The sequence below is a fragment of the Arthrobacter zhaoguopingii genome, assembly GCF_009828595.1.
GTDB lineage: Bacteria > Actinomycetota > Actinomycetes > Actinomycetales > Micrococcaceae > Arthrobacter_D > Arthrobacter_D zhaoguopingii.
On sequence record NZ_WPNY01000005.1, the window covers coordinates 111,678 to 135,152 of the forward strand.

Below are 23,475 nucleotides of genomic sequence, written 5' to 3' on the forward strand. Positions count from 1 at the left end.
GGGGCGGCAGGCATGCGCTTCTCGGCCCGGGCGCTGGCCGAGCTGCTCCACACCGACCCGGCCTCGCCGGTTCAGTACCCCACCGCCGACCAGGCGCGTGTCATCGAGGCACCCCTGGAGCCGCTGCTGGTGGTCGCCGGGGCAGGCTCGGGCAAGACCAAGACCATGGCGGACCGGGTGGTGTGGCTTGTCGCCAACGAACTGGTCCGCCCCGAGCAGATCCTCGGGGTGACCTTCACCCGCAAGGCCGCCGGCGAGCTCGGAACCCGGATCCGGCAGCGCCTGGCGGCCCTGTACCGCGCCCTCGACGGCGAGGAGGCCCCGGGGCAGGACCGGCTGGACCCGACAGTGTCGACCTACCATTCCTTCGCCAATGGAATCGTCCAGGACTACGGACTCCGCATCGGGGTGGAACGCGATTCGGTGATGCTCGGAACCGCTCAGGCCTGGCAGCTCGCGGTGTCCGTCGTCGAGGCCTACAGCGGGGAGTGGAGCCACTTCACCGCCGCCAAGTCGACCCTCGTGAACGCCGTGCTGGGCATGGCCGGGGAATGCGCCGAGCACCTGACGCCCCCCTCGGTTGTGCGGGCCGTTCTGCGGGAGCACATCGAGGCCGTCGAAGGGCTTCAGTATTCGCTGACCTCGGCGCGCAAACCGACCCAGGCGGTCGCGAACCTGCTGGACAAGCTGAGGACACGGGTGAGCGTCACCGAGCTGGTCGACCAGTATGCGGCGGCGAAACTGGCCCGGCGGCAGCTCGACTTCGGCGACCTGGTGGCCCTCGCGGCCCGGATCGCCCAGGAGATTCCCGAGGCGACCGCAATGGAACGGCAGAAGTACGAGGTCGTCCTGCTCGATGAGTTCCAGGACACCTCCCACGCCCAGATGGTCCTGTTCTCCCGCCTGTTCGCCGACGGCAGGGCCGTCACAGCTGTCGGTGATCCGCACCAGTCAATCTACGGATTCCGGGGAGCCTCGGCAGGCCAGCTCGGCACCTTCCGCACGGCCTTCCCGGTCGGGGCGCCGGGCGGGGCCCTGGCGCCGTCGCCGGTTTCGAACCTCTCGGTCGCCTGGCGGAACTCAACGGCGATCCTGGCCGCCGCCAACACCGTCTCCGCCGCGCTCAACATGCCCGCCCCCTGGCTCCGCTCCGCCCCGTCGCTGACGGTTCCCGGCCTGAGCCCCCGGCCCGGCGCACCGCTGGGGGAGGTCCGGATCGGAAGGTTCCTCGCGGATGCCCCGGCCGGCGACCGGGCGGCGGAGGCCTCAGGGTCGGCCGGTCCCGGCGCGCGCCGCACGGTCACCGAGGCGGAGGCCGTGGCGGCCGAGGTGATGTTCCACTCCCGGCGCACCTTCGAGCGCGACGATTCGGGTGACCGGCTGCGCCCAACCATCGCCGTGCTGTGCCGTGGCCGGAAACAGTTCGAGCCGATCCGCCGTGAGCTTGAGCGCAACGGCATCCCGGTGCAGATCGTCGGCCTCGGCGGGCTGCTGCGGACCCCCGAGATCGTGGAGATGCTCGCCGTGCTGCGGGTCCTTGGCGACCCTGACCGCTCCGACTCGATGCTCCGGCTCCTGGCCGGAGCCCGCTGGCGCATCGGGCCCGCTGACCTGATGGCGCTCGGCGACTGGTCCCGGCAGCTGGCCCGGGCACGGGAAGCGGCGGCCGGGCGTTCCGCACGTGCCGGGGAAGTGCAGGGCGATGACGACGACGCCGTCATCGCCCCCGACGCGGCCGAGAGCGGCAGCCTGGTCGAGGCCGTTGACCACCTCCCGCCCGAAGGCTGGGAGTCCGGGGCAGGCCGCAGCCTGACAAGTGAGGGAAGGGATCGGCTCGGGCGCCTGCGTGATGAGCTGAGGCGGCTCCGCGATTACGTGGGGGACGACCTCGGCACGATCATCGGCGAGGTGGAGCGGAGCATCCTGCTCGATATCGAGGTGGCGGCCAAGCCCGGCGTCGGCATCCACGACGCCCGCCGGAACCTCGATGCCTTCTCCGAGGCGGTGGCCGGATTCACCTCGACGGCCGAAAGGGTCGACCTTCCGGCCTTCCTCGCGTGGCTTGAGGCGGCCGACGCCGAGGAGGACGGCCTCCCGGTCACCCAGCTTGAAGCAAGCCGCGAGGCGGTCCAGCTGCTCACCGTTCACGCCTCCAAGGGCCTTGAATGGGATGTGGTTCTCGTTCCGGGGCTGAATGAGGGATCCTTCCCCAGCGGGACGGCGTCCCGATGGAGCAGCGGCGATTCGGCCATTCCCTGGACCCTGCGTGGCGACGCTCCCGAACTGCCCCAGTGGGACTGGGAGCAGCCCGATTCGAAGGAGTGGCTGGAAAGCGAGAAGCGGTATGCCGACGAGGCACGGGCCCATGCCGAACGGGAGGAACGCCGGCTCGCCTATGTGGCCTTCACCCGGGCCAAGCACGTCCTGGTCTGCACCTCCTCGGCCTGGGGCGGCGGACGCACGCGGCCTACGCCCGCCTCTGGCTACCTGCTCGACCTGCTCACCCTGGCCGAACAGGGGGAGGACGGTTTCGCCGTCCTGCACTGGCTGGCCGCAAAGGACGAGGGCGACGAGAACCCTGCCGCTGCCGTACCGCAGCGCGCAACGTGGCCCATCGATCCGCTCGGTCCCCGGCGTCCGGCCCTGAGTGAGGCGGCCGGTGCCGTCGCGGGAGCGGCGCAGGCCTTCGCCGCCGCCGGGCCGGCCGCGCGGGACGCGTGGGCCCCCCCGGCCGGCCGGTGGAGCCGGGAGGTCGAGCTCGCCCTCGCCCGGCGCGCCCAGGACGAGGAGAAACTCCCGGTGACCCTGCCGGCCCACATCTCCGCGTCGACGCTCGTCGAACTGGGCGAAGACCCCGCCGCCGTGTTGGCGCAGCTGCGCCGGCCGGTGCCGCGCCAGCCCGGTTCCGCCGCCCGCAAGGGAACGGCCTTCCATGCCTGGATCGAGGAGTACTACGGCACCAGCGGCATGCTCGACCTGGGGGAGTACCCGGGAGCCGCCGACGCTCATGTCGATGAGGCACTCGGCCTTGACGAGATGGCCGAGACCTTTCGAAACTCGTCCTGGGCCGCCCGCACCCCGGCTGGGATCGAGGTCCCTATTGAGACGAAGGTCGGCGGAGTCATTGTGCGTGGGCGCATCGATGCGGTGTTCCAGGACGCCGACGGTGGGTGGGACCTCATCGACTGGAAGACCGGCCGGCCGCCCAGCGAGGCGAAACGGGCCGCAAAATCGGTCCAGCTCGCCCTCTACCGGCTGGCCTGGGCCCGCCTCAAGGAGGTGCCGCTGGAATCGGTCCGGGCAGCCTTCTTCTATGTGGCGGACAACGCCCTGATCCGCCCGCACGACCTCGCCGGGGAAGCCGAACTCGAAAGGATCATCGCCGCCGCTGTCGAGCTCGGCGGGTAGGGCCGCCTGCGGGGCGCGGCTGTCGGAGCGCTCACCGGAGCGCTCACCGGAGCGCTCACCGGTCCGGTCGATCACCCGGGGCTGCTTACACCGGGCTGATGACGCCGGGTTGATGACCCCGGGCTGATGACCCCGGGCTGATTACGCCGGGCTGATTACACCGGGCTGATTACGCCGGGGGTGGGGCAGCCACGAGGGTTGCCTTCCGGCGCGTGGCTCCTAGCGGTTGGAGGAGATGATCGGCATTGCCGAGGTGGCAAGGTGGTCGGTCGACCCGACGGCCGGTGGTGAGGGCGTGCCCGCGGGGCGGAGCAGCGTCACCGCTGGGAGGTTTTCCTTCGCGCCATCGGCCTGCACCCGGTGGGTAGCGGCACCGGCCCGGCTGTCGGCCCGCTGGACCACAGGCAGGGTCGAAGGGGCGGGGACAGACGGTGCCGCAGGACCGGCGGCAGGCTCGGCCGGCTCTTCCGGCGAGGGCTGTGCGGCACCCTGGGCGGAAGTCTTTCCCTGCTGTCCGAGCTCTGGAGCCGGGAGGTCCGGTGACGGCATCGGGTCCACCGACGGAACCGCCAGGGGCGCGATGACTGAGGGGGCGATCATTGTCGGGGCGATCACCGGTGGCGTCACCACGGTCGGGGTCGCCACCGCCGGCTTCGGTCCTCCGGCGGTACCGGCCGAGGCCTCCGGGCGTTGACCACCCGCCGTCGTGCGGGTTGCCTGGGTGCTGCCCGCCGCCGTGCCGATCGACGTGGTGCCGGTCGTCGTGCTGCCGGCAACCGACGTGCTGCCCGCCGTCGTGGGTCCGGCTGTGGCGGTGACCACCGTCGCTGCTCCCGTGATGTCGGTGCCTGCGGTGCCTGCGGTGCCGGGGCCCGTGGTCCCCGGGGTGTTGGAGGGGTCACCATCGCGTCCGGGACTGTGGCCGTCGCCCGGGGAGGCGAGGTCGAAGGCCACAACATCGGTCTCGAGGGAGGCCATCATGTCGTGCGCCTCGGCGATCATCTGGGGGTCCTCCATTGCCAGGCCGCGCACCATCCACTGGGCCAGGGCGAACTCGGCGGCCAGCGCCGCGCGCCGGGCGAGGTGCTGGTCGGCTGCGCCGCGTGCCTTGGCGTAGGCGGCGTAGACCGAATCCACGAACGCCGCATCCGCGACGGCCGCGAGCCAGGCGAAATCGTCAGCAGGATCACCGATCCGCAGGTCGGTCCACCCGGTCACGGCCGAGATCCGGCTGCCCGAAATCAGGAGGTGGTCCTCGTGCAGGTCCCCGTGGACCACCGTGGGGCTGAAGCGCCACAGGGTCACGTCTTCGAGTGCGTGCTCCCACCGGCGCAGCAGGACCGAGGGGATCCGGCCCGTCGTCGCCGCCTGGTCGAGCTCGTTGAGCTTGCGTGTTCGAAACTCGTTCGCTTCATAGCTTGGAAGGTTGGCCTGCTGCACGAGCGCCTTGGGCAGTTCGTGGATGGCTGCCAGCGCCCGGCCGATCTCGGCTGCCATGCCGCGGCCGCCGGCCGCGAGGGTCTCGAGGTCCCTGGTGCTGCCCTCAAGGTGTGAATAGACGAAGGTGCTCAGGTTGCCCTGGCGGACGCTCCCGGCGATGTGCGGGATGAGGAAGGGAAGCTCGGCCCGGACGGCCGGCGTGAACGCCCTCAGGGCCTGTAGCTCGGTTTCGAGGCGCATGCTGGCCTCCGGGTGACGGGGGGAACGGACCCTCCACTGCTTGCCGGCGGCGTCCACGAGCAGGGCGGCGTCAAAATCCGCGCTGTCGTCCGGGGCGCCGGTGACACCGGTGGGTGCGAGCCCAGGCACAGCGGCGCTGGCGATGGCAGCTAGTTCCATGGGAGTCCGTTTCACACTGTCAACGGTAGGTGCATCGATGCACCTCGGGACAATTCAGCGGCGGCGAGTCGTCGAATGCCTCGAAATTCCGCGACTTCTCCTCCACCGCCCCGGCCCCCAAATGTCTTTTGGGGGACCGAGTTAGTACCGTAGAAGGATGAGCGAACCCCTGCGCACTCTCCTCCAGCCGCCGCTCGTTACCCTTCCGCTTTCCCGCTCCCACGCCGACCGCGGAGCAGATTTTCGGCTCACCCCCAACCTGTTCGCCGGGCTGTGGGCGTCCGCCGACACCCAGGTGCTGGTCCTGGCCCAGGGCCGCACCCCGCTGGCCGGCGGTGCGCTGCGGCTGTTCGGGACGGACGAGGTGCCGCGCCCGGAGAACCCGGTTTATCTGGGCCGGGTCCTGCCCGGGGCGCGGGCCGCCGGCGCCCACGTGGTGCTGGTGATGCTCGATGACCTCGACGAAGCGCTCGCCCCGGGCGCGGAGTGGCACGGGCTGCGCGAGGTTGCCGCCTTCCTCGACGCCCGCGACGTCGGCCTGTTCGTCGAGGCCGCGGCACTGGCGCACTGGCATGCCACCCACACCCACTGTCCGCGCTGCGGCAGCCCCACCGTGCCCGAGTACGGCGGCTGGGTGCGCCGCTGCCCGGTTGATGAGTCGCTTCACTATCCGCGCACCGATCCCGCCATCATCGTTTCGGTGATCGACGCCGAGGACCGGATCCTGCTTGGCTCGGCGGTGGCCTGGCCTGCCAACCGGTTTTCCACCCTCGCCGGCTTCGTCGAGCCCGGCGAGTCGCTTGAGGCGGCTGTTCTCCGCGAGGTGGCCGAGGAGTCCGGGGTTGAGGTGCATTCCCCGCAGTACCTTGGCTCCCAGCCGTGGCCGTTTCCCGCCTCCCTCATGCTCGGCTACACCGCTGTGGCGGCAGGAACGGACCTGCGGCCGGACGGCGTTGAAATCGAGACGCTCAGGTGGTTCACCCGCCGCGAACTGCACGACGAACTCCGCGACGGCCGAATCACCGTGGCGGGGGAGATTTCCATCGCCCGCGCCCTGATCGAGCGCTGGTACGGCGGACCGCTCGAGGCCGAACCGGACGGAGCCCTCCTCCAGTGAGCGATCAGCCGATTGAAGAACGCATTCTCGAGGGCCTCGACGACGAACAGCGCGCCGTGGCCACGACGCTGGCGGGCCCCCTGTGCGTCCTGGCCGGCGCCGGAACGGGCAAGACCCGCGCCATCACGCACCGCATCGCGTACGGCGTCCACACCGGGGTGTACAAGCCCCAGCAGGTCCTCGCCGTCACCTTCACCGCCCGGGCCGCTGCCGAGATGCGCACCCGGCTGCGCGACCTCGGAGCAGGCGGCGTACAGGCGCGCACCTTCCACGCCGCCGCGCTGAGGCAGCTCCAGTACTTCTGGCCCTCGGCGGTCGGCGGACCCCTGCCCGCGCTTGTCGATCACAAAGCCCAGCTCATCGCCGAGGCCGCCCGGCGCCTGCGCCTCTCCACCGACCGTGCGGCCATCAGGGATGTCGCCGCAGAGATCGAGTGGGCGAAGGTGTCGATGCTGATGCCCGACAGCTACGTCGCGGCCGCCGCCGGCCGGGCGGAACCCGCGGGCATGGACCTCACGACCGTCGCCCGGATCTTTTCGGCCTACGAGGACCTCAAGATCGACCGGAACCTGATCGACTTCGAGGACGTCCTGCTGACCACGGTGGGGATCCTGCAGGAGGACGAGAAGGTGGCGGCGACCGTCCGCAGCCAGTACCGGCACTTCGTCGTCGACGAGTACCAGGATGTCTCGCCCCTGCAGCAGCGCCTCCTCGACCTGTGGCTCGGAGACCGGCGGGAGCTGTGCGTGGTCGGCGACGCCAGCCAGACCATCTACTCCTTCACCGGGGCGACCTCGCGGCACCTGCTGGACTTCACCAGCCGCTACGAGGGAGCCCAGGTGGTGCGGCTCGTCCGGGACTACAGGTCCACCCCCCAGGTCGTCCGGCTGGCCAACACGCTCCTCGCTGCGCGCAGCAGCGAGGTGGACCGGCGGGCCGGGGCCACCTCCTGGTCGGCTCCGCTCGAACTGGTCGCGCAGCGCCCGGCAGGGCCCGAAGCGGCCTTCACCGAGTGCACCGACGACGAGGCCGAGGCCGCCGAGGTGGCACGGCGCATCGGCGAACTGCTGGCCTCGGGCGTCCCGGCGAGCGAGATCGCCATTCTCTTCCGGACCAACGGGCAGTCCGAGGCGTACGAGCAGGCGCTCGCCAGCGCCGGCATCGGCTACCAGCTGCGCGGCGGGGAACGCTTCTTCGCCCGCCGCGAGGTCCGGGATGCACTGCTTCAGCTCCGGGCGGCGGCCCGCGCCGAGGGCGAGGACGACGTCCCGCAGCAGGTGCGCGACGTCCTTTCCTCCCTCGGGTACACCTCCACGGCCCCGCAGACCTCCGGTGCCGTGCGGGAGAAGTGGGAATCCCTGGCCGCGCTCGTGGGCCTGGCCGACGAGCTGTCCCGGACCCGCGAGTCGTTCTCCCTTCGGATGTTCGTTGCGGAACTTGAGGAACGGGCGGCCGCCCAGCACGCCCCGACCGTGCAGGGCGTCACCCTCGCGTCCCTCCACTCCGCCAAGGGCCTTGAGTGGGATGCGGTGTTCCTCGTGGGCCTGAGCGAGGGACTGATGCCGATCTCCTTCGCCGACACCCAGGAGGCGATCGACGAGGAACGCCGGCTGCTCTACGTGGGCATCACCCGCGCGCGGGCCCACCTCGCGCTGTCCTGGTCGACCTCCCGCTCGCCGGGGGGCCGGGCCACCCGCAAGCCGTCGAGGTTCCTCGACGCCCTGCGACCGGCCGGGACCGGCGGGCGTCCGTTCCGTCAGCCGGCGGCGCGCAAGGTGCGCAAGGCCGCCGCACCCGCGGTGTGCCGCGTCTGCGGGAAGGCGCTCGGCACGGGCTCCGAGCGGAAGATGGGCCGCTGCGGAGACTGTCCGGCCACCTATCGTGAGGAGACGTTCGAGGCGCTGCGGGGGTGGCGGCTGGAGGAGGCACGCGATAAGGACGTCCCGGCGTTCGTCGTATTCACCGACGCCACCCTCATCGCGATCGCCGAGGCCAAGCCGCAGACCCTCGAGGAGCTCGGCGAGCTGGCCGGGGTCGGCTCCGCCAAGCTCGAGCGCTACGGCGAAGCGGTCATCGACATCATCAGCCGAAATGACTGAGCCCTCCCCGCAGGCCGGCGGACCTGCCGCGGGGGATCCAATGCCGGTCGTGGTGCGCCGATCGGCGCGGCGGCGGCGCACCGTGAGCGCGGATGTGCGCAACGGGACGATGATCGTCTCGATTCCCGCCACCTTCACCCAGGCGCAGGAAAAAGAATGGGTGGCCCGGATGGTCCGAAAGCTCCAGGGTCGGAGCGCTGGACAGGCCTCCGACCCCGCGGCCGCCGACCGCGCCCTGGCACAGCGCGCAGCCGACCTCGCCGGGCGCTACCTCGGAGGCCGGGGTATCCCCGGAACCATCGGATGGGTCACCAACCAGAACTCGCGCTGGGGCTCGGCCACCCCGGCGCACCGGTCCATCCGGCTCTCGCACAAGCTTCGGGGCATGCCCGACTGGGTCATCGACTACGTCATCCTCCACGAGATGGCGCACCTGATCGAGCCGTCCCACAACCGCGTCTTCTGGAGCCTGCTCGAGTCCTACCCGGACACCGAGAAGGCCAAGGCCTTCCTCGCCGGGGCGGCCTTCGCCGCCGACCACGGGCTGGCCGGCCGCTAGCAGGCGCTCCGCAGGAAACCCCCGCCAGAGGCCACTTAACGACAAACGCACCGGACTTTACCGGCGCGTTTGTCGTTATCGGGTGCTTCCGTCGTTATCGGGTGCGTGGGTCGTTACGGAGTGCGTCCGTCCGGGCCGCGGTCCTCAACCCCGGGCTCGCCCCCGCCGTCGGCCCCGTCCTGCGGGCCGTCCCCGCCGTCGGCCCCGTCCTCCGGGGCGTCCCCGCCATCGGGACCGTCCTGCGGGCCGACCCCGCCGTCGGCCCCGTCCTCCGGGCCGTCCGGCTTTTCGAAGTCGCCGGCAAGCAGGCGCTCCAGGGCGGCGTCGACGTCGGACCCGGCCGACTCGATGAGCTGGCGGCGGGCGGTGAAGCCCGTCGGATCATCGAGGTCCTCGGCGGTGGGCAGCAGGTCGGGGTGCTCCCAGATGGCATCGCGGCCCTCAAGCCCGCGCTCCTCGGTGAGGTGGGCCCACAGTGCGGCGGCGTCGCGCAGCCGGCGCGGGCGCAGTTCGAGTCCGACCAGGGAGGCGAAGGCGTGCTCGGCCGGGCCGCCGCTGGCACGGCGCCGCCGCACGGTCTCCCGCAGCGCGGCCGCCGAAGGCAGGTTGACCGCGGCCGCGGCGGTGATCTCGTCGACCCACCCCTCGACCAGGGCCAGCACCGTCTCGAGCCGGGACAGCGCAGCCTCCTGCTCCGCCGTCCGCTCGGGCATGAACACGCCCTGGGACAGGGCCGCCTGCATCGATTCCGGATTCGTGGGGTCGATCTCGCGGGCGGCATCCTCGATCTTGGTCATGTCGATGTGTATTCCGCGGGCATACCGCTCGATGGTGCCCATGAGGTGGCCCGCCAGCCACGGCACCTGCGTGAAGAGGCGCACATGGGCGGCCTCCCGGACCGCCAGGAAGAGGGTGACCTCCTGTTCGGGAATGTCCAGGCCCTCACCGAAAGAGCGCACATTGGCGGGAAGCAGGGCCATCTGGCCGTCGGCGAGGGGGATGCCGATGTCGGTCGAGCCCAGCACCTCCTTGGAGAGAGCGCCGACGGCCTGGCCGAGCTGCATCCCGAACATCGCCCCGCCCATGTTCTGGAACATCGAGGCACCGCCGCCTGCCATGCCGAGGATCGACTTCATCTCATCGGGCAGCTGCTCCGAGAGCGTGTCCGAGAGCGCCTTGGCGATACTAACCGCCACCGGCTCGGTCAACCTGCGCCACGTGCCCATCGTCGCTTCGATCCACTCGGCCTTCGACCACGCCCGGCCGAGCTGACCGGTGGGCGGGAATGCAGTGAAGGGGTCGATCCACATTTCGGCCACGCGCAGGGCCTCATCGACGGCACGGCGCTGCAGGGAGGTGACCGACGGGTCGTTGTCAGCAGCGGCCACCCGCCGGGCATGCTCGTGCGCGAGCTGCCAGTTCACCGGACCGCTGCTGGGGGCCGAGAACATGGCCTGAACCTGCTGCATCATCATCGCCATCGCCTGGGGGTCCGACGGCAGGCCCGCCGCCTTGGCAATCTCCCGGGGATCGAACCCCTCGGCGTCGCCGCCGAGCAGCCTTGCGATCATTTCCGACAGCGGATCCTTGGGGGAGTCGTCGCCGTTGGAGGGGTTGGATGGGTTGGTCACTAATACCACCGGTCCTGGAAGTCGCTGAAAAGGCCTGCCGGTCCTGCGTGCCGAGGCACCGGTCCGCGCAGCTGTTGAGCCAACGTTACCGGCAGGGGAGCGGGCTTGTCCTAGAACCCCTGCGGGAGTTCGCTGAGGGCAAAGACCCGGCCCGGGACGGTGCCGGCACACGAACCGTTTAGGGTTGTAGAGCAGATCACTTCGTACTCGCGTGCCCCGCTGGCCGGGCCGAACGGCCCGCGCCAGGGAAAAGGAAACCCCATCGTGTCACAGCCCGTCCGCGCCGGAACCTACGAACCCGTGGAGCCGGATCGCCCCCGTGACCCCCGCATCCGGGCCATGGTGACCTCCGGTGCGCTCGCCCTGGGGCTCGGCGCCGCGGCGGTGCTGCTGCCTGCGCCGTACGTCCTCGAGGCGCCCGGGCCGACGTTCAACACCATCGGGGAAGCCCGGTCCCAGCCGCTCATCGAAATCTCCGGCCGGGAGACCTTCGACCCTGAGGGGGAGCTTGACCTCACGACGGTGTACGTCAGCGGCGGACCCAACGGTGACGTCAGCATCTTCGATGCCTTCCGGGCGTGGATCGACCCGGACCAGACCGTGCGCCCGGAGGAACTCGTCTATGCTCCGGGCACCACCCGGTCGGATATCGAGGAACGCAACTCCGTGTCCATGATCTCCTCCCAGGAGTCCGCCATCGCGGCGGCGCTGGGGCACCTGGAGATCCCCTACGAGGAGTCACTGACCGTGGTGGACCTGGCAGAGGGGTCGGCCTCCGCGGGAGTCCTCGAGCCCGGGGACACCATCACGTCCATCGACGGCGCCCCGGTGCGGAACATCGACACCCTCCGCAGCGCCCTGACGGACGCCGCGGGTGCAGGCGTCGACCTCGAAGTGCTCCGTGCCGGATCGGCGGAGGAGGTGTCGGTGACCCCGAAGCAGTCTCCCGAAGGGGACTACCAGCTGGGGGTCCTGCTGACCTCGGAGTTCGACTTCCCCTTCGACGTCACCATCGCCCTCGACAATGTCGGAGGCCCCTCCGCCGGCTCCATGTTCGCCCTCGGCATCATCGACATGCTCACCGAGGGTGACCTCACCGGCGGGCGCCACTTCGCGGGCACAGGGACCATCGACTCAACCGGGGCGATCGGCAAAATCGGCGGCATCCAGCAGAAACTGGTCGGCGCGCACGAGAGCGGCGCGGAGTTCTTCCTCGCCCCTGCCGAGAACTGCGCGGAGGTCGTCGGCCACGTCCCGGACGGGCTGAAGGTGGTCAAGGTCAGCACCCTGGAAGAGGCCGTCAACGCCGTCGAGGTGCTGGGTTCGGGCGGGGACGGCGCCGGCCTGCCGGCCTGCAGCTGACCGGATTCCCGGGCACCCCGGGGGCCTCTGCCAGGACACGATTGCGGAACGATTCCCGGCGAAGCGGCGTAATCGGGCCCTGAGTTGTACCGCCCGTGCGCGAACAGGGCAGAATGGAACCACGAAGGCAGAGACTGCGCCATGTTTCCGGCCCGCGGGCCCGCAGCAGACCGTTTTGTGCTCGTCGTCGTGACCCACAGCCGCCAACGATGAGGTAAATGTGACATCCGGACCAGACCGGCCCTTCGGCAGCAGACCGAGCCCTTCGAGTTCAACCGCGACAGCACCCGCCCGACGACGCAGCCCCCTGATTCCCACGGTCATCGTGCTCGCGATCATCGTCATCGCCTTCGTGTACCTCTCGCAGGTCTACGCCGACATCCTCTGGTACAACCAGCTGGGCTACCTCGGCGTGTTCCTCACCGAAAACGTATCCCGGATCGCCCTGTTCGTCGCCGCCTTCGTCATCATGGCCGGCGCCGTCTATGCGAGTCTGCGCATCGCCTACGGCAGCCGGCCCATCTACGCGCCGGACAGCGTGATGCAGGACAACCTCAACCGGTATCAGGCGCAGCTTGAGCCGATCCGCAAGCTGCTAATGCTCGGCATCCCGGTCGTGCTGGGCGCCTTTGCCGGAACGGCCGCCGCCTCCCAGTGGCAGCAGGTCCTGCTGTTCATCAACCAGGTGCCCTTCGGTGAGACCGACCCGGAATTCGGCCTGGACTTCTCCTTCTACATGTTCTCCCTGCCGTTCTTCGGCTTCCTCATCGGTTTCCTCACCAGCGTCGCCATCATCAGCGCGATCGCCGCGGTGCTCACCCACTACCTCTACGGCGGGATCCGGCTCGAGGAGAAGGGCCTGTTCACCACGAAGGCGGCCCGGGTCCAGATCGCCGTTATCGCGGCCCTGTTCCTCCTCCTGCAGGGAGTGAACTACTGGCTCGACCGGTACGCCACCCTGCAGAACACCGGCGGACGCTGGACCGGCGCCCTGTACACCGACGTCAATGCGGTGATCCCCACCAAGGCCATCCTCGCCGTCGCCGCCATCCTGGTGGCGGTCCTGTTCATCGTCGCCGCGGTCATCGGCCGCTGGCGGCTGCCCATCATCGGAACGGCGATGCTCATCATCACCGCGATCCTCGCCGGCGGCGTCTACCCCTGGGTGGTCCAGCGGTTCCAGGTCACCCCGTCGGAGCTGACCCTCGAACGGGAGTACATCCAACGCAACATCGACCTGACCCGGGTTGCCTACGGGCTCGACAAGGTCGAGGCCATTCCCTACAACGCCACCACGACCGCCGAGCCCGGGGCACTGCGCGAGGACGCGGAGACGACGGCGAACATCCGCCTGCTCGACCCGAACCTCGTGTCCGACGCCTTCAGCCAGCTTGAGCAGTTCCGGCAGTACTACCAGTTCCCGCCCACCCTGAACGTTGACCGCTACACGGTCGACGGCGAGGTCCAGGACACGGTGATCGCCGCCCGCGAGCTCAACCCCGAGGGCGTCCCGGCCGGCTGGGTCAACGAGCACGTGCTCTACACCCACGGCTACGGCGTCGTCGCTGCCCGCGGCTCGGTCGTCGAAGCCGACGGCAAGCCCTCCTTCACGCTCTCCGGCATCCCCTCCGCCGGGGTGCTCGGCAGCGATGAAACCTATGAACCGCGGATCTACTTCGGCGAGGCGTCCCCGGAATACTCGATCGTCGGTGCCCCCGAAGGCGCCGAGCCGCGCGAGATCGACCGCCCGCAGAGCGATGATTCCGACGAGGAGTCCAAGAACACGTTCGCGGGCGAGGGCGGCCCGAGCGTGGGCAACTTCTTCAACAAGCTCGTGTACGCGATCAAGTTCCAGTCGACCGACCTGATGCTCTCGGATGCGGTCAACAGCGAATCGCAGATCCTCTACGACCGCACCCCGCGGGAGCGGGTCGAGAAGCTCGCGCCGTACCTCACCGTCGACGGCAACTCCTACCCGGCCATCGTCGATGGACGGGTCAAGTGGATCGTCGACGGGTACACCACGAACGAGTTCTTCCCGTACTCCACGCAGCAGGAGCTCGAATCGGCGACGATCGACTCCCAGACGGCGGACAACCTGTCCACCCCGCTGCCGGCCGACCAGGTCAACTACATCCGCAACGCCGTGAAGGCGACCGTCGACGCGTACGACGGCTCGGTGGAGCTGTACGCCTGGGACGATCAGGACCCCGTCCTGAAGGCCTGGAGCAAGATCTTCCCCACCACGATCAAGCCCTACACCGAGATGTCGGCCGAGCTGATGTCCCACGTCCGCTACCCCGAGGACCAGTTCAAGGTGCAGCGTGAACTGCTGGCCCGCTACCACGTCACCAATGTCGATGTGTTCTTCGCCAACAGCGACGCGTGGAGCGTTCCCGACGATCCGACCGAGGGTGAGAGCGCCGACGTGAAGCAGCCTCCGTTCTACCTCTCCCTGAAGGTGCCGGGCCAGGATGAAGCGGCCTTCTCCCTCACCACCCCGTTCATTCCCTTCGTCGAGCCTGGCGGGGAAGCGCGCAACGTGCTCTACGGGTTCCTCTCGGCCGTCGGTGACGCTGGCAGCGAGGCCGGGGTGAAGTCGGAGGACTACGGCAAGCTGCGGCTGCTCGAGCTGCCGCGCTCCACCTCGGTGCCCGGCCCCGGGCAGGCGCAGAACCGCTTCAACTCCGACCCGACGGTCTCCAACGCCTTGAACCTGCTGCGGCAGGGCGCCTCCGAGGTGATCAACGGGAACCTGCTGAGCCTGCCCGTGGGCGGTGGCCTGCTGTACGTGCAGCCGGTCTACGTGCAGTCCTCGGGGGCATCGTCCTATCCGACGCTCCAGCGGGTGCTGGCCAGCTTCGGTGAGAAGGTCGGCTTCGCCCCGACCCTCGATGAGGCCCTCGACCAGGTGTTCGGCGGTGATTCCGGCGCAAGCGCAGGGGACTCCGAGAACGCGGGGGAGACGCCCACGACCCCCGGGACGCCGTCGGCTCCCACCGAGGACCCGACCGCCCAGCAGGCCCTTCGCGATGCGCTTGCTGAGGCAAACGAGGCCATTGAGGAAGGCCGGACTGCGCTGGCCGAGGGCGACTTCGCCGCCTACGGAGCAGCCCAGGACAAGCTGAACGCGGCGCTGCAGCGCGCGCTGGACGCCGAAGGCGAGATCACCGGCACGGTCGTCCCGCCGGCCGACGGCGAAGCGCCCGCTGAGGGCGAGGCTCCGGCCGAGGGCGAGGCATCCGAGGCGCCTGCCGAAGGGGACAACGGCTAGGCGGGCGGCAGCCCGATTTGCCTCCCCATCCCGCGGCCGGTAGAGTTGAGACCGCGCCGCGGGGTGGAGCAGTTCGGTAGCTCGCTGGGCTCATAACCCAGAGGTCACAGGTTCAAATCCTGTCCCCGCAACGAAGAGAAGGTCCCTGTCAGGTTTCTGACAGGGACCTTCCGCGTTAACCGGACCCGCGGAATCGGACCGGCCGAATTGGGTCGGCCGAATTGGGTCGGCCGAATCGGGCCGGCCGAATCGGGCCGGAGTAGGGGATTCGGGCCTGTCTGAGTCCTGGGGCCCGGCATAGCATGGGTATCCGGCCCTGCTGAGCCTGCCCCGTGGGCAGGAGGACGGGGGAGCCCCGGGTGGGAGGAGCAGACCATGCCAGTTGACCGACGGAGACCGACGGTGTTTCCCTGGGAGCGCCGGAGGTTCCTGGCGCTCCTCGCCGCGGCGGTTCCGTCCGCCGCCGCTGCCGGCTTCCAGGCTCCGGTCCAGGCCCCGGGCGGCACTCCTGCCCGTGACCTCGCCGCCCGTGACCTTTCTGCCCGTGATCTCGCCGCCCGGGTGGCCGAGCTCGAACGGGCCGTCCGGCCTGCGGGACGGTTCGCGGCAAGCCTCCTCGTGGCGGCCGACGATGCGCCGCCAGCGGTGAAGGACGCGGCGGACTACGTCTGCGACGGCGTCGACGACCAGGAGGAGATCAACGCAGCCCTCGAGGCGCTCTCCAACGACCGGTCGCCCGCCTTCGGCAGCCAGGGCGGCTCGGTGGGCCTGGTAGGGCGTTCGTTCAGCATCAGCGCGCCGATCCGCCTCCGCGCCCACTGCGAGGTCCAGGGCCAGGGCCGCATGGTCACCACCCTGCAGGCGACGGCGGACCTGGACGGCGGCGAGGAGCAGGGCGTGTTCGAACTCAACTCGCCGGACACCCAGTACACGGGTGTGCGCGGGCTGGGCATCCACGGCGGGTCCGACAGCTCCTGCTCGGGCATCTTCTACGAGCAGGGCAGGGGAACGGAATGGGACGCCTCCCACCTGCTATCGAACCTCTACATCTACCGGACGGGCCATCACGGGGTGTACCTGGTCAACGGGCCCGGCGACAGCCGGCTGCGCGCCGGCGTACTCGATACGATCCGGGTGATTGAGGCGGGACGCCGGGTGACCAGGGGTGCCTCCGGGTACGTCATCGACAGTCCGGACGCCTGCATCGCGAACTGCGAGAGCGGCCTGGCGGCGGGACACGGTTTCCAGCTGCCGAACGCAAACACCCAGCTGGCCAATTGCAAGAGCTGGTTCAGCGGGCGGAGTGCCGACGGGTTCGGCCAGGGCAACGGCTTCCACCTCGACGGCCACCGCATTTCCCTGGTCGGATGCACGGCCCAGGACAACTACGGGCACGGGTACTTCATCGCCGGCGGCGATCACAGCATCAGCGGGGCGGTGGCGGACAGCAACGGCTACAACGGCGGCGGCGGCAGCGGCCGGGGAACCGGCTACACCGGGTCGGGGTTCTACCTGCGGGGCCGGAAAGGCCACCCCTCCACCGTGCAGGGGACCTCGTTCGACCGGAAGTACGACGGCGCCAACGTCTACCAGCAGTACGGCGTCCAGTTCGCCGAGGGCGCCGCCCGGGTAAACCTGGTCCTCAGCGTGGGACGCGTCGCGGTCCAGCCGGTGGGAGGCGAGGTTCCCCCGGGCTCGCGGGTTTCCCTCGTCTCCTGAGCCGGTTCAGCCCGCGCCGAGGGCCTTGAAGGCTGCCAGGGCGCGCTGCCGGGATTCGGCCAGGTCGACCACGGGCGCCGGATACCCCGGCGCGGCGCCCTTCCAGGGTTCATGGAGGTTCTCGGCGTCGGCCAGCTCGGGTACGTAGCGCAGCACGTAGCCGCCGTCGGGGTCGAACTTCTTCGCCTGGGTGACGGGGTTGAAGATCCGGAAGTAGGGGCTAGCGTCAGCACCCGACCCGGCCACCCACTGCCAGTTCGCGGCGTTGCTCGCAGCGTCGGCGTCGACGAGCGCGTCCCAAAAGAACTGTTCGCCGACCCGCCAGTCGATCATGAGGTTCTTGATCAGGAAGGAACCCGTCGCCATCCGCACCCGGTTGTGCATCCAGCCGATCTGCCACATCTGCCGCATTCCGGCGTCGATCATGGGGTAGCCGGTGCGCCCGCGCTGCCAGGCGTTCAGCTCGGCGCCGGTATCGCTCTCCCAGGCGAAAGCGTTGAACTCCGGCCGGTAGTTCACCGTCGCGAGCTCCGGGTTGAAGTAGAGGAGCTGCCAGCAGAACTCGCGCCAGCCGATCTCCGAGAGGTAGGAGCGGATGTCCTCGGCGAGCGGGCCGGAACGGCGTGCCTGGGCCGCATGCCAGACGGTGAAGGGGCTGATTTCGCCATGGCGCAGGTACGGCGAGAGCCGGCTGGTGCCGTCGACGGCCGGCAGGTCCCGGTTGGTGGCGTAGCCCTCGACGAGGGAGTCGAAGAAGTCCGCCAGCCGGGCGGTGGCCCCTGCCTCCCCGGGCACCCAGGTCTCGCGCAGGCCCTGCGCCCAGTCCGGGGTGGGAAGAAGCCCCCACTCCCCGAGGGCGTCAGAGCGCACCGCAGGGCCGGTGAGGCGCTCAGGCGCGGGCAGCGGCTGCCGCGGCTCGGGCTCCCGCAGGCAGGCGCGCCAGAAGGGGGAGAACACCCGGAAGGGCTCTCCCGCGCCGGTGCGCACCTGCCAGGGCTCGAAGAGCAGGTTGGCCTGGAAGCTCTCGGCGAGAAGGCCCGACGCCGTGCACTCCGCCTTCAGGGAGGCGTCAAGTTCACGTTCGGCGAGCCCGTAACGCCGGTTCCACAGCACCGCTTCGGCGCCGGTTTCCCCGATCAGGGCCGGCAGGACGGTTCCGGCGGGACCGCGGCGGAGCACCAGGGGGACCCCGACGGATTCGAGGGATTCGGCGAGCGCGGTCAGGGAGTGGTGCAGCCACCACCGTGAGGCACCGCCCAGAGGGCGGATGCCGGGGGTCTCCTCATCGAGGATGTACACGACGACGACCTCCCCGCCGCGGGACGCCGCCTCGTGGAGCGCGGGATTGTCGGCGAGTCGGAGGTCATCGCGGAGCCACACCAGGGTAACGGCCATGGTCCCCAATGTACCTGCCCGACGAGTCCCGCAGGCAGCGGATCCGGCCAGGGGAGCCACGCGGCCGGGCCGGGCAGGCCGACGCCGGCACACCGGGCCCCACCCAGGCAGGCCCGCCGCGCCTGCCCTGCACGCGGGCGTCTTAACGCAGGGAGAGCCGCAGCGCTGACGCTGCGGCTCTCTCTGTATGCGGGTTCGGCGCTTCCGCCTAGCGGCTACGGGGCGGTCGTCTCGGTGCCCTGGCTGATGGCCGACTGCGGCTGGGCCGGGGCTCCCGACTTCAGCGCCGCGAGCCGTGCCTCGATCTCCGACTGCTCCCCGAGATCCTCGAGGCTCTCGAACTGCGAATCGAGGCTCGAACTGGCAAGCTCCTGCTGTCCACGGACCTTGGCCTCCTCGCGCCGGATCTTCTCCTCGAAACGCCCCACCTCGCTCGTGGGGTCGAGGAAGTCGATGCTCTTGACGGCGTCGTGGACCTGCTGCTGTGCCTGGGCGGTCCGGGCGCGGGCGATGAGCTGGTCCCGCTTGGACGTGAGTTCGCCCAGCTTGCCCTTCATCTGATTCAGGCCGGTCTTCAGCTTGTCGACGATTTCCGTCTGGGAGGCGATCGTCGGCTCTGCACCCTTGGCCTCGTTCTCCGCGGCGATCTGCCGCTGGATGGCGACCTTGGCGAGGTTGTCGAACTTCTCGGCGTCGACCGCGTCACCGGAGCTGCGGTACTCGTCCGCCCGCTTTGACGCCGCCAGCGCCTTGTTGCCCCAGCTTCGGGCATTCTCCATGTCTTCGTTGTAGTCGTCCTGGATCATCCGGAGGTTCCCGATGGTCTGGGCGACGGCGCTTTCGGCCTCGGCGATGCTGTTGGTGTAGTCGCGGACCATCTGGTCCAGCATCTTCTGCGGATCCTCCGCCTGGTCGAGCACGGAGTTGATGTTTGCCTTTGCCAGCTGAGCGATCCGGCCGAAAATTGACTGCTTTACCATGAGGTTTCCTCTCGATCTGTGAATGTTTCTCGTGAGTACTGGTGCGGCGGCGCCGGAGCTGCCGCCGCGGGATTAGAAGTCGCCTCCACCTCCGTCGAAGCCGCCGAAGCCTCCGCCTCCGCCGTCGAAACCGCCGAACCCGCCGCCGCCGAAGACATCGCCTCCGCCGTCGCCTCCGCCGCCGAAGAATCCACCGCCGCCGTTGAGGAGACCGCCGAGCAGGATGCCGCCGAGCAGGGCTCCGCCCATCCCGTCGCCTCCGCCGCGGCGGGCCCCGTACCCGCCGTAGCCGCCGTATCCGCGCCCCCCAAAGCCCGAGACGTCCTGTTCGGCGAGCTGCGCGGCCTGTTCGGCGAGCATCACGGCCTGCTCGGCATGGGACAGGGCGGTGACAGGATCGGAGTTTTGAATGCTGACGGCGTAGTCGAGGTTGCGTCCGGCTTCGGCGAGCCGCGTGCGGGCCTCGCTGCCGACACCGCCGCGGCGTGCCCGGATGTAGTCCTCGGTCCCCGAGATGCGCGAGTGCGCCGCCAGGAGGGTGTGCTGCAGGGATTCGCGGGCCCGCCGGGCCTGCTCGCTCTGGTCACGCACTCCGCCGATCGCCCCGTCGAGCTGGCGGTGGGCGCCCTCGACCCGTTCCAGCAGGGCGATGGGGTCGATCGGACCGGCCTGGCGCTGCGAGCGTACGGTCTGGAGCGCCGATTCGGCCGCAGCGACCGGCCCGACGAGGTCGTCGTGTCGCCCGGTGCGGACCATGGCGGTCGCCTGGGCGAGGTCCTGCACGGTGTCTGTGACGGCCCGGTCGAGTTCCTCCTGGGCCGCTTCGAGTTCGGCGGCCCGCTTGTCGATGGCGTCGAGCAGCAGGTTGGCCTGGCTGACGGACTCTTCGGCGGCACGCACGGCGACGACGGCGGGGCCGGTTTCGCCGGCGTCCATCCGGGTCCGGGCCTCGGCGGCGGCACTCTCCACGAAGGCGAGCCGCTCGCGGGCCTGGTCGACGTTGTCCTGCACCTGGGAGGTGGCCGTGCCGGCATACCGGCGCCGCAGGGCGGTCAGGCGCTCCTCCGCGGCGACGAAGCGGGTGCCGGCCGCGTTGGCGGCCTGGCGCGCCGCGTCGAGGGCCTGTGGGGCGTTCCGCTCGAGCTCGCGCAGCGAGTCGAAGTCGGTCTTGTGCGCCTGCAGGGACTCATTGACCGCCTCGCAGCGGCGGATGATGTCTCCCAGCCAGGCGCGCTGCTGCTCCTCGGTGTCGGGGATGTGATCATCGAGCTGCTGCTGCAGCTTGAACGACTCGCTCATGTGCACCTTGGCGGCGGCGATGTCGGCGGCGAAGGGCTTGACCGCAGCCTCGCCGTAGGAGGCCTCGGCGAAGCCGAGTTCCTGTTCGCTCGACTTGATGGCGTCGTCGGCGGCGACGAGCAGGCTTCCGGCGCGTTTGCGCAGGTCCTCGACGCTGAGGGAGGCCAGCGGGTCGACGACGGCGCCGTCGGGCGCCTGCCCGGGACCGTAGGTGATCTCCTTGGGCGCGGCCTGCTGCCGCCGGCGCGAACGCATAAAGAAGTAGCTGCCGGCACCGGCCAGTGCCAGGAGTCCGATGAGGAACCCCGCGCCGCCCCCGCCGCCGTCGCCTGCCGCCCCTGGCCCGGGGCCGCCCGTGTCAGTCAGGACCGCTTCGGTCCCCTCAACGGCGGCGATGCCCGCCTCGGCGTAGTTCTGCCCGTCGAGCTGCGGGTCGATCTGCTGGTTGAAGATCTCCCCGGTCCGGGCCTCGACCTCCGTGCCGTTGCTGGCGATGAAGCGTCCCTCGCCCGAATCGACGGCGACCGCGAGCAGCGCGTCGTCCGCCCCGAGGTTGCTGGCCTGCGCGGTCTCGACGGCCCAGGCCAGGGAGTCGGAGGGGCTGGTGAAGGTGTCGACGTACACGACCTGGACGGTGTAGCCGTATTCGTCCTGGAGGCCCGTGATCGCGGCCTCGACGTCGCTGATGTCGGCCGGGGTGAGGACTCCTGCCTGGTCGACCACCGTCTCCCCGTCCGGAATGTCGATGGGGTCGGCTGCGTAGGCCGCACCCGGCGCCAGTGTCAGCGCGATCAGGGCGCTGAGTCCCGCGGCGGCGCCGGTCCGCCTGGTCATCCGTTGCATTAAGTACCCTTCAGCATGTTCCCCGGCCACGCCCGTCGGGAAGAAAGGCGACGGACGCCGGGGCTCCCTGAATTTTGATTCTATGGCCGGTGGTAGGGGCCGTCCACCGGCACGGCGGGCGCGGACCTAAGCCCCAAGCGAAACTCGGCGCACCGATCACGGTTCCCGGGGGAGGTCCGGGCCCGCGCCCGGCCGCGGAGATGAAGCAGCCGCCCGGAGGGGGAATAATAGGCAGTGGGACCCTTCGCTTTCCGGCTGCTTCCCAGCAGACGTCCAGCAAACGTTCCCTCAAGGTTCAGTCTTCCTTGCCATAGTGGAGACAACCGCGATGAAAGGAATTCGAATGGCTGACCAGTTTGGGGGACCTGCCGGTCCTGACCGCCCGATCCCGCCCCGACCGGCCAACCCCCCAACGGCAGAGCAGGCACAGATCGCGGACTCCGGTCGAGCCCCCGGGGGCCGCACCGGCGGCGACACGGCGGACCTTCCCACCGGCGGGCCGGCGCCCTACCGCCAGGGTGCCTCCGAGACTTCCCCCCAGAGTTCCTACGGACAGGACTCCTTCGGGCAGAACTCCTACGGACAAAACTCTTACGGGCAGAACTCCTACGGACAGAACTCCTTCCGGCAGGGAGCCTTCGGCCAGCCGGTGCCTCCTACCCAGCCGCCGTCCCAGCCGTGGCTCCAGGCCTCGGACCAGCACGCGTCCGTGCGGGTCCGGGAGAAGAAGCGCATCGGCGTTCCCGCCTTCCTCGCCGGTGTCCTGGCGGCAGGCCTGCTCGGCGGCGGCATCGCGGCAGGGGCCGACGGGCTGTTCGACGGCGGGGGCACCGCCGGGTCGGGCTCGGGCGGCGGGCGCAGCGAGTCCGTGATCGTCAATAACTCCGACAGCGTCAACGAAATCACCGCCGCCGCCGTGAAGGCATCGCCCAGCGTCGTCACCATCGCCGTCAGCGGAAACGGTTCGGGCGGATCGGGCTCGGGGATCATCCTCGACGAGGAGGGGCACATCCTCACGAACACCCACGTAGTCACCCTCGGAGGGCAGGTCGCCGACGCCGCCGTCGAGGTCAAGACCAACGACGGCCAGGTCTTCCGGGCCGAAATCGTCGGAACCGACCCGCTGTCCGACCTCGCCGTCATCAAGATCGATGCACCCGACCTGACACCCGCGGCGCTCGGAAACTCGGCGGAGCTGAACGTCGGCGACACCGCGATCGCCATCGGCGCGCCCCTGGGCCTCAGCGGCACGGTCACCGACGGGATCATCTCGACGCTCAACCGCACCATCAGCGTGGCGTCCTCGGCGGTACCGGAGGAGCAGTCGGATGCCCCCGAGCAGCAGGAGGGCGACGGCTTCAACTTCCTGCCGCCCGACGGGTCGCAGGAGCCCCAGCCGCAGTCCCAGGGCTCCATCTACCTCAACGTCATCCAGACCGACGCCGCCATCAACCAGGGCAACTCCGGCGGCGCCCTCGTCGATGCGCAGGGGCGGGTGATCGGCGTCAACGTCGCCATCGCCTCAAGCGGAAGCGACGAAAGCGCCGGGAACATCGGCGTCGGTTTCTCCATCCCGATCTCCTACGCCGAGCGGGTGGCCAACGACATCATCGAGACCGGCAAAGCCACCCACGGGTTCCTCGGCGTGACCGTTGAGCCTGCGGCCGGGGAGAACGCCTCCTCCGGGTCGACCTTCTCCGTCGGCGCCCAGGTTGCCGGGGTGGAAGCCGGATCGCCGGCCGACGACGCCGAGATCCGCGAGGGCGACATCATCACCAAGGTGGGGGATTCACCCATCGGCGACCCCCAGTCGCTCACGGCAGCGGTGCGCATGCAGCCGGTCGGGGAGACCGTTCCCGTCGAGGTGCGGCGCGGCGGTGACACCGTCACCATCGACGTGACCCTCGCCGAGGCCCCCGCGGCCTGATGGCCGGGGCGCCCCGGCAGGGG

The 23,475-nt window shown here is 70.1% G+C and carries 13 protein-coding genes and 1 tRNA gene; 9 read left to right on the plus strand and 5 right to left on the minus strand.

Translation table 11 applies throughout. From position 1 onward, the window contains the following. Nucleotides 1-12 precede the first annotated feature (12 nt). The gene (locus tag GVV86_RS08745) at nucleotides 13-3,408 is read left to right on the plus strand and encodes an ATP-dependent helicase (protein ID WP_159802632.1); all 3,396 of its coding nucleotides are present in this window, start codon (nucleotides 13-15) and stop codon (nucleotides 3,406-3,408) included. Between the two features lie 219 nt (nucleotides 3,409-3,627). Here GVV86_RS08745 and GVV86_RS18960 read toward each other — a convergent pair whose 3' ends face one another. Beyond that, on the minus strand, nucleotides 3,628-5,247 hold the full coding sequence (locus tag GVV86_RS18960) for a phosphotransferase (RefSeq protein WP_425513926.1): 1,620 nt from the start codon (nucleotides 5,245-5,247) through the stop codon (nucleotides 3,628-3,630). Nucleotides 5,248-5,404: 157 nt separating this feature from the next. On the opposite strand from GVV86_RS18960, the gene nudC reads away from it, so the two are divergent. Genes nudC through GVV86_RS08765 form a run of 3 tightly spaced genes read left to right on the plus strand, consistent with a single transcriptional unit; the run spans nucleotide 5,405 to nucleotide 9,022 of the window. Further along, a complete protein-coding gene (gene nudC, locus GVV86_RS08755) occupies nucleotides 5,405-6,364 on the plus strand; it encodes an NAD(+) diphosphatase (RefSeq protein ID WP_159802537.1) in 960 nt (319 codons plus the stop codon). Next, the gene (locus GVV86_RS08760; RefSeq protein WP_159802538.1) at nucleotides 6,361-8,463 is read left to right on the plus strand and encodes an ATP-dependent DNA helicase UvrD2; all 2,103 of its coding nucleotides are present in this window, start codon (nucleotides 6,361-6,363) and stop codon (nucleotides 8,461-8,463) included. The genes nudC and GVV86_RS08760 overlap by 4 nt, the downstream gene beginning before the upstream one ends. Beyond that, complete coding sequence (locus tag GVV86_RS08765) at nucleotides 8,456-9,022, plus strand: M48 metallopeptidase family protein (RefSeq protein WP_159802539.1); 567 nt, start codon at nucleotides 8,456-8,458, stop codon at nucleotides 9,020-9,022. Before GVV86_RS08760 ends, GVV86_RS08765 begins: the two co-directional genes overlap by 8 nt. A 113-nt stretch (nucleotides 9,023-9,135) precedes the next feature. On the opposite strand, the gene GVV86_RS08770 is transcribed toward GVV86_RS08765, so the two are convergent. Beyond that, nucleotides 9,136-10,593: a zinc-dependent metalloprotease gene (locus tag GVV86_RS08770; protein ID WP_159802633.1), complete on the minus strand. Its 1,458-nt coding sequence runs from the start codon at nucleotides 10,591-10,593 to the stop codon at nucleotides 9,136-9,138. Between the two features lie 324 nt (nucleotides 10,594-10,917). Between GVV86_RS08770 and GVV86_RS08775 the strand changes: the two genes are divergently transcribed. The 4 genes from GVV86_RS08775 to GVV86_RS08790 all read left to right on the plus strand — a co-directional run bounded on the left by GVV86_RS08775 (nucleotide 10,918) and on the right by GVV86_RS08790 (nucleotide 17,008). Next, entirely contained in the window at nucleotides 10,918-12,015 is a 1,098-nt protein-coding gene (locus GVV86_RS08775; protein WP_246669924.1) for a YlbL family protein, read from the plus strand. A 220-nt stretch (nucleotides 12,016-12,235) separates the two neighbouring features. Continuing rightward, the gene (locus tag GVV86_RS08780; RefSeq protein ID WP_425483356.1) at nucleotides 12,236-15,289 is read left to right on the plus strand and encodes a UPF0182 family membrane protein; all 3,054 of its coding nucleotides are present in this window, start codon (nucleotides 12,236-12,238) and stop codon (nucleotides 15,287-15,289) included. 57 nt (nucleotides 15,290-15,346) lie between these two features. Continuing rightward, nucleotides 15,347-15,420, plus strand: a tRNA-Met gene (locus GVV86_RS08785). Between the two features lie 244 nt (nucleotides 15,421-15,664). Beyond that, nucleotides 15,665-17,008, plus strand: coding sequence for a right-handed parallel beta-helix repeat-containing protein (locus GVV86_RS08790; RefSeq protein WP_159802540.1), 1,344 nt, complete (start codon nucleotides 15,665-15,667; stop codon nucleotides 17,006-17,008). A 6-nt stretch (nucleotides 17,009-17,014) separates the two neighbouring features. On the opposite strand, the gene GVV86_RS08795 is transcribed toward GVV86_RS08790, so the two are convergent. The 3 genes from GVV86_RS08795 to GVV86_RS08805 form a co-directional block, all read right to left on the minus strand. Continuing rightward, nucleotides 17,015-18,403 (minus strand): cryptochrome/photolyase family protein, encoded by a 1,389-nt coding sequence (locus tag GVV86_RS08795; RefSeq protein WP_159802541.1) that lies wholly within the window; start codon nucleotides 18,401-18,403, stop codon nucleotides 17,015-17,017. 215 nt (nucleotides 18,404-18,618) lie between these two features. After that, entirely contained in the window at nucleotides 18,619-19,383 is a 765-nt protein-coding gene (locus GVV86_RS08800) for a PspA/IM30 family protein (RefSeq protein ID WP_159617998.1), read from the minus strand. A gap of 72 nt (nucleotides 19,384-19,455) precedes the next feature. After that, on the minus strand, nucleotides 19,456-21,516 hold the full coding sequence (locus tag GVV86_RS08805; RefSeq protein WP_343206288.1) for a TPM domain-containing protein: 2,061 nt from the start codon (nucleotides 21,514-21,516) through the stop codon (nucleotides 19,456-19,458). 352 nt (nucleotides 21,517-21,868) lie between these two features. Between GVV86_RS08805 and GVV86_RS08810 the strand changes: the two genes are divergently transcribed. Beyond that, complete coding sequence (locus GVV86_RS08810) at nucleotides 21,869-23,452, plus strand: S1C family serine protease (RefSeq protein WP_159802543.1); 1,584 nt, start codon at nucleotides 21,869-21,871, stop codon at nucleotides 23,450-23,452. The last annotated feature ends 23 nt before the right edge of the window (nucleotides 23,453-23,475 follow it).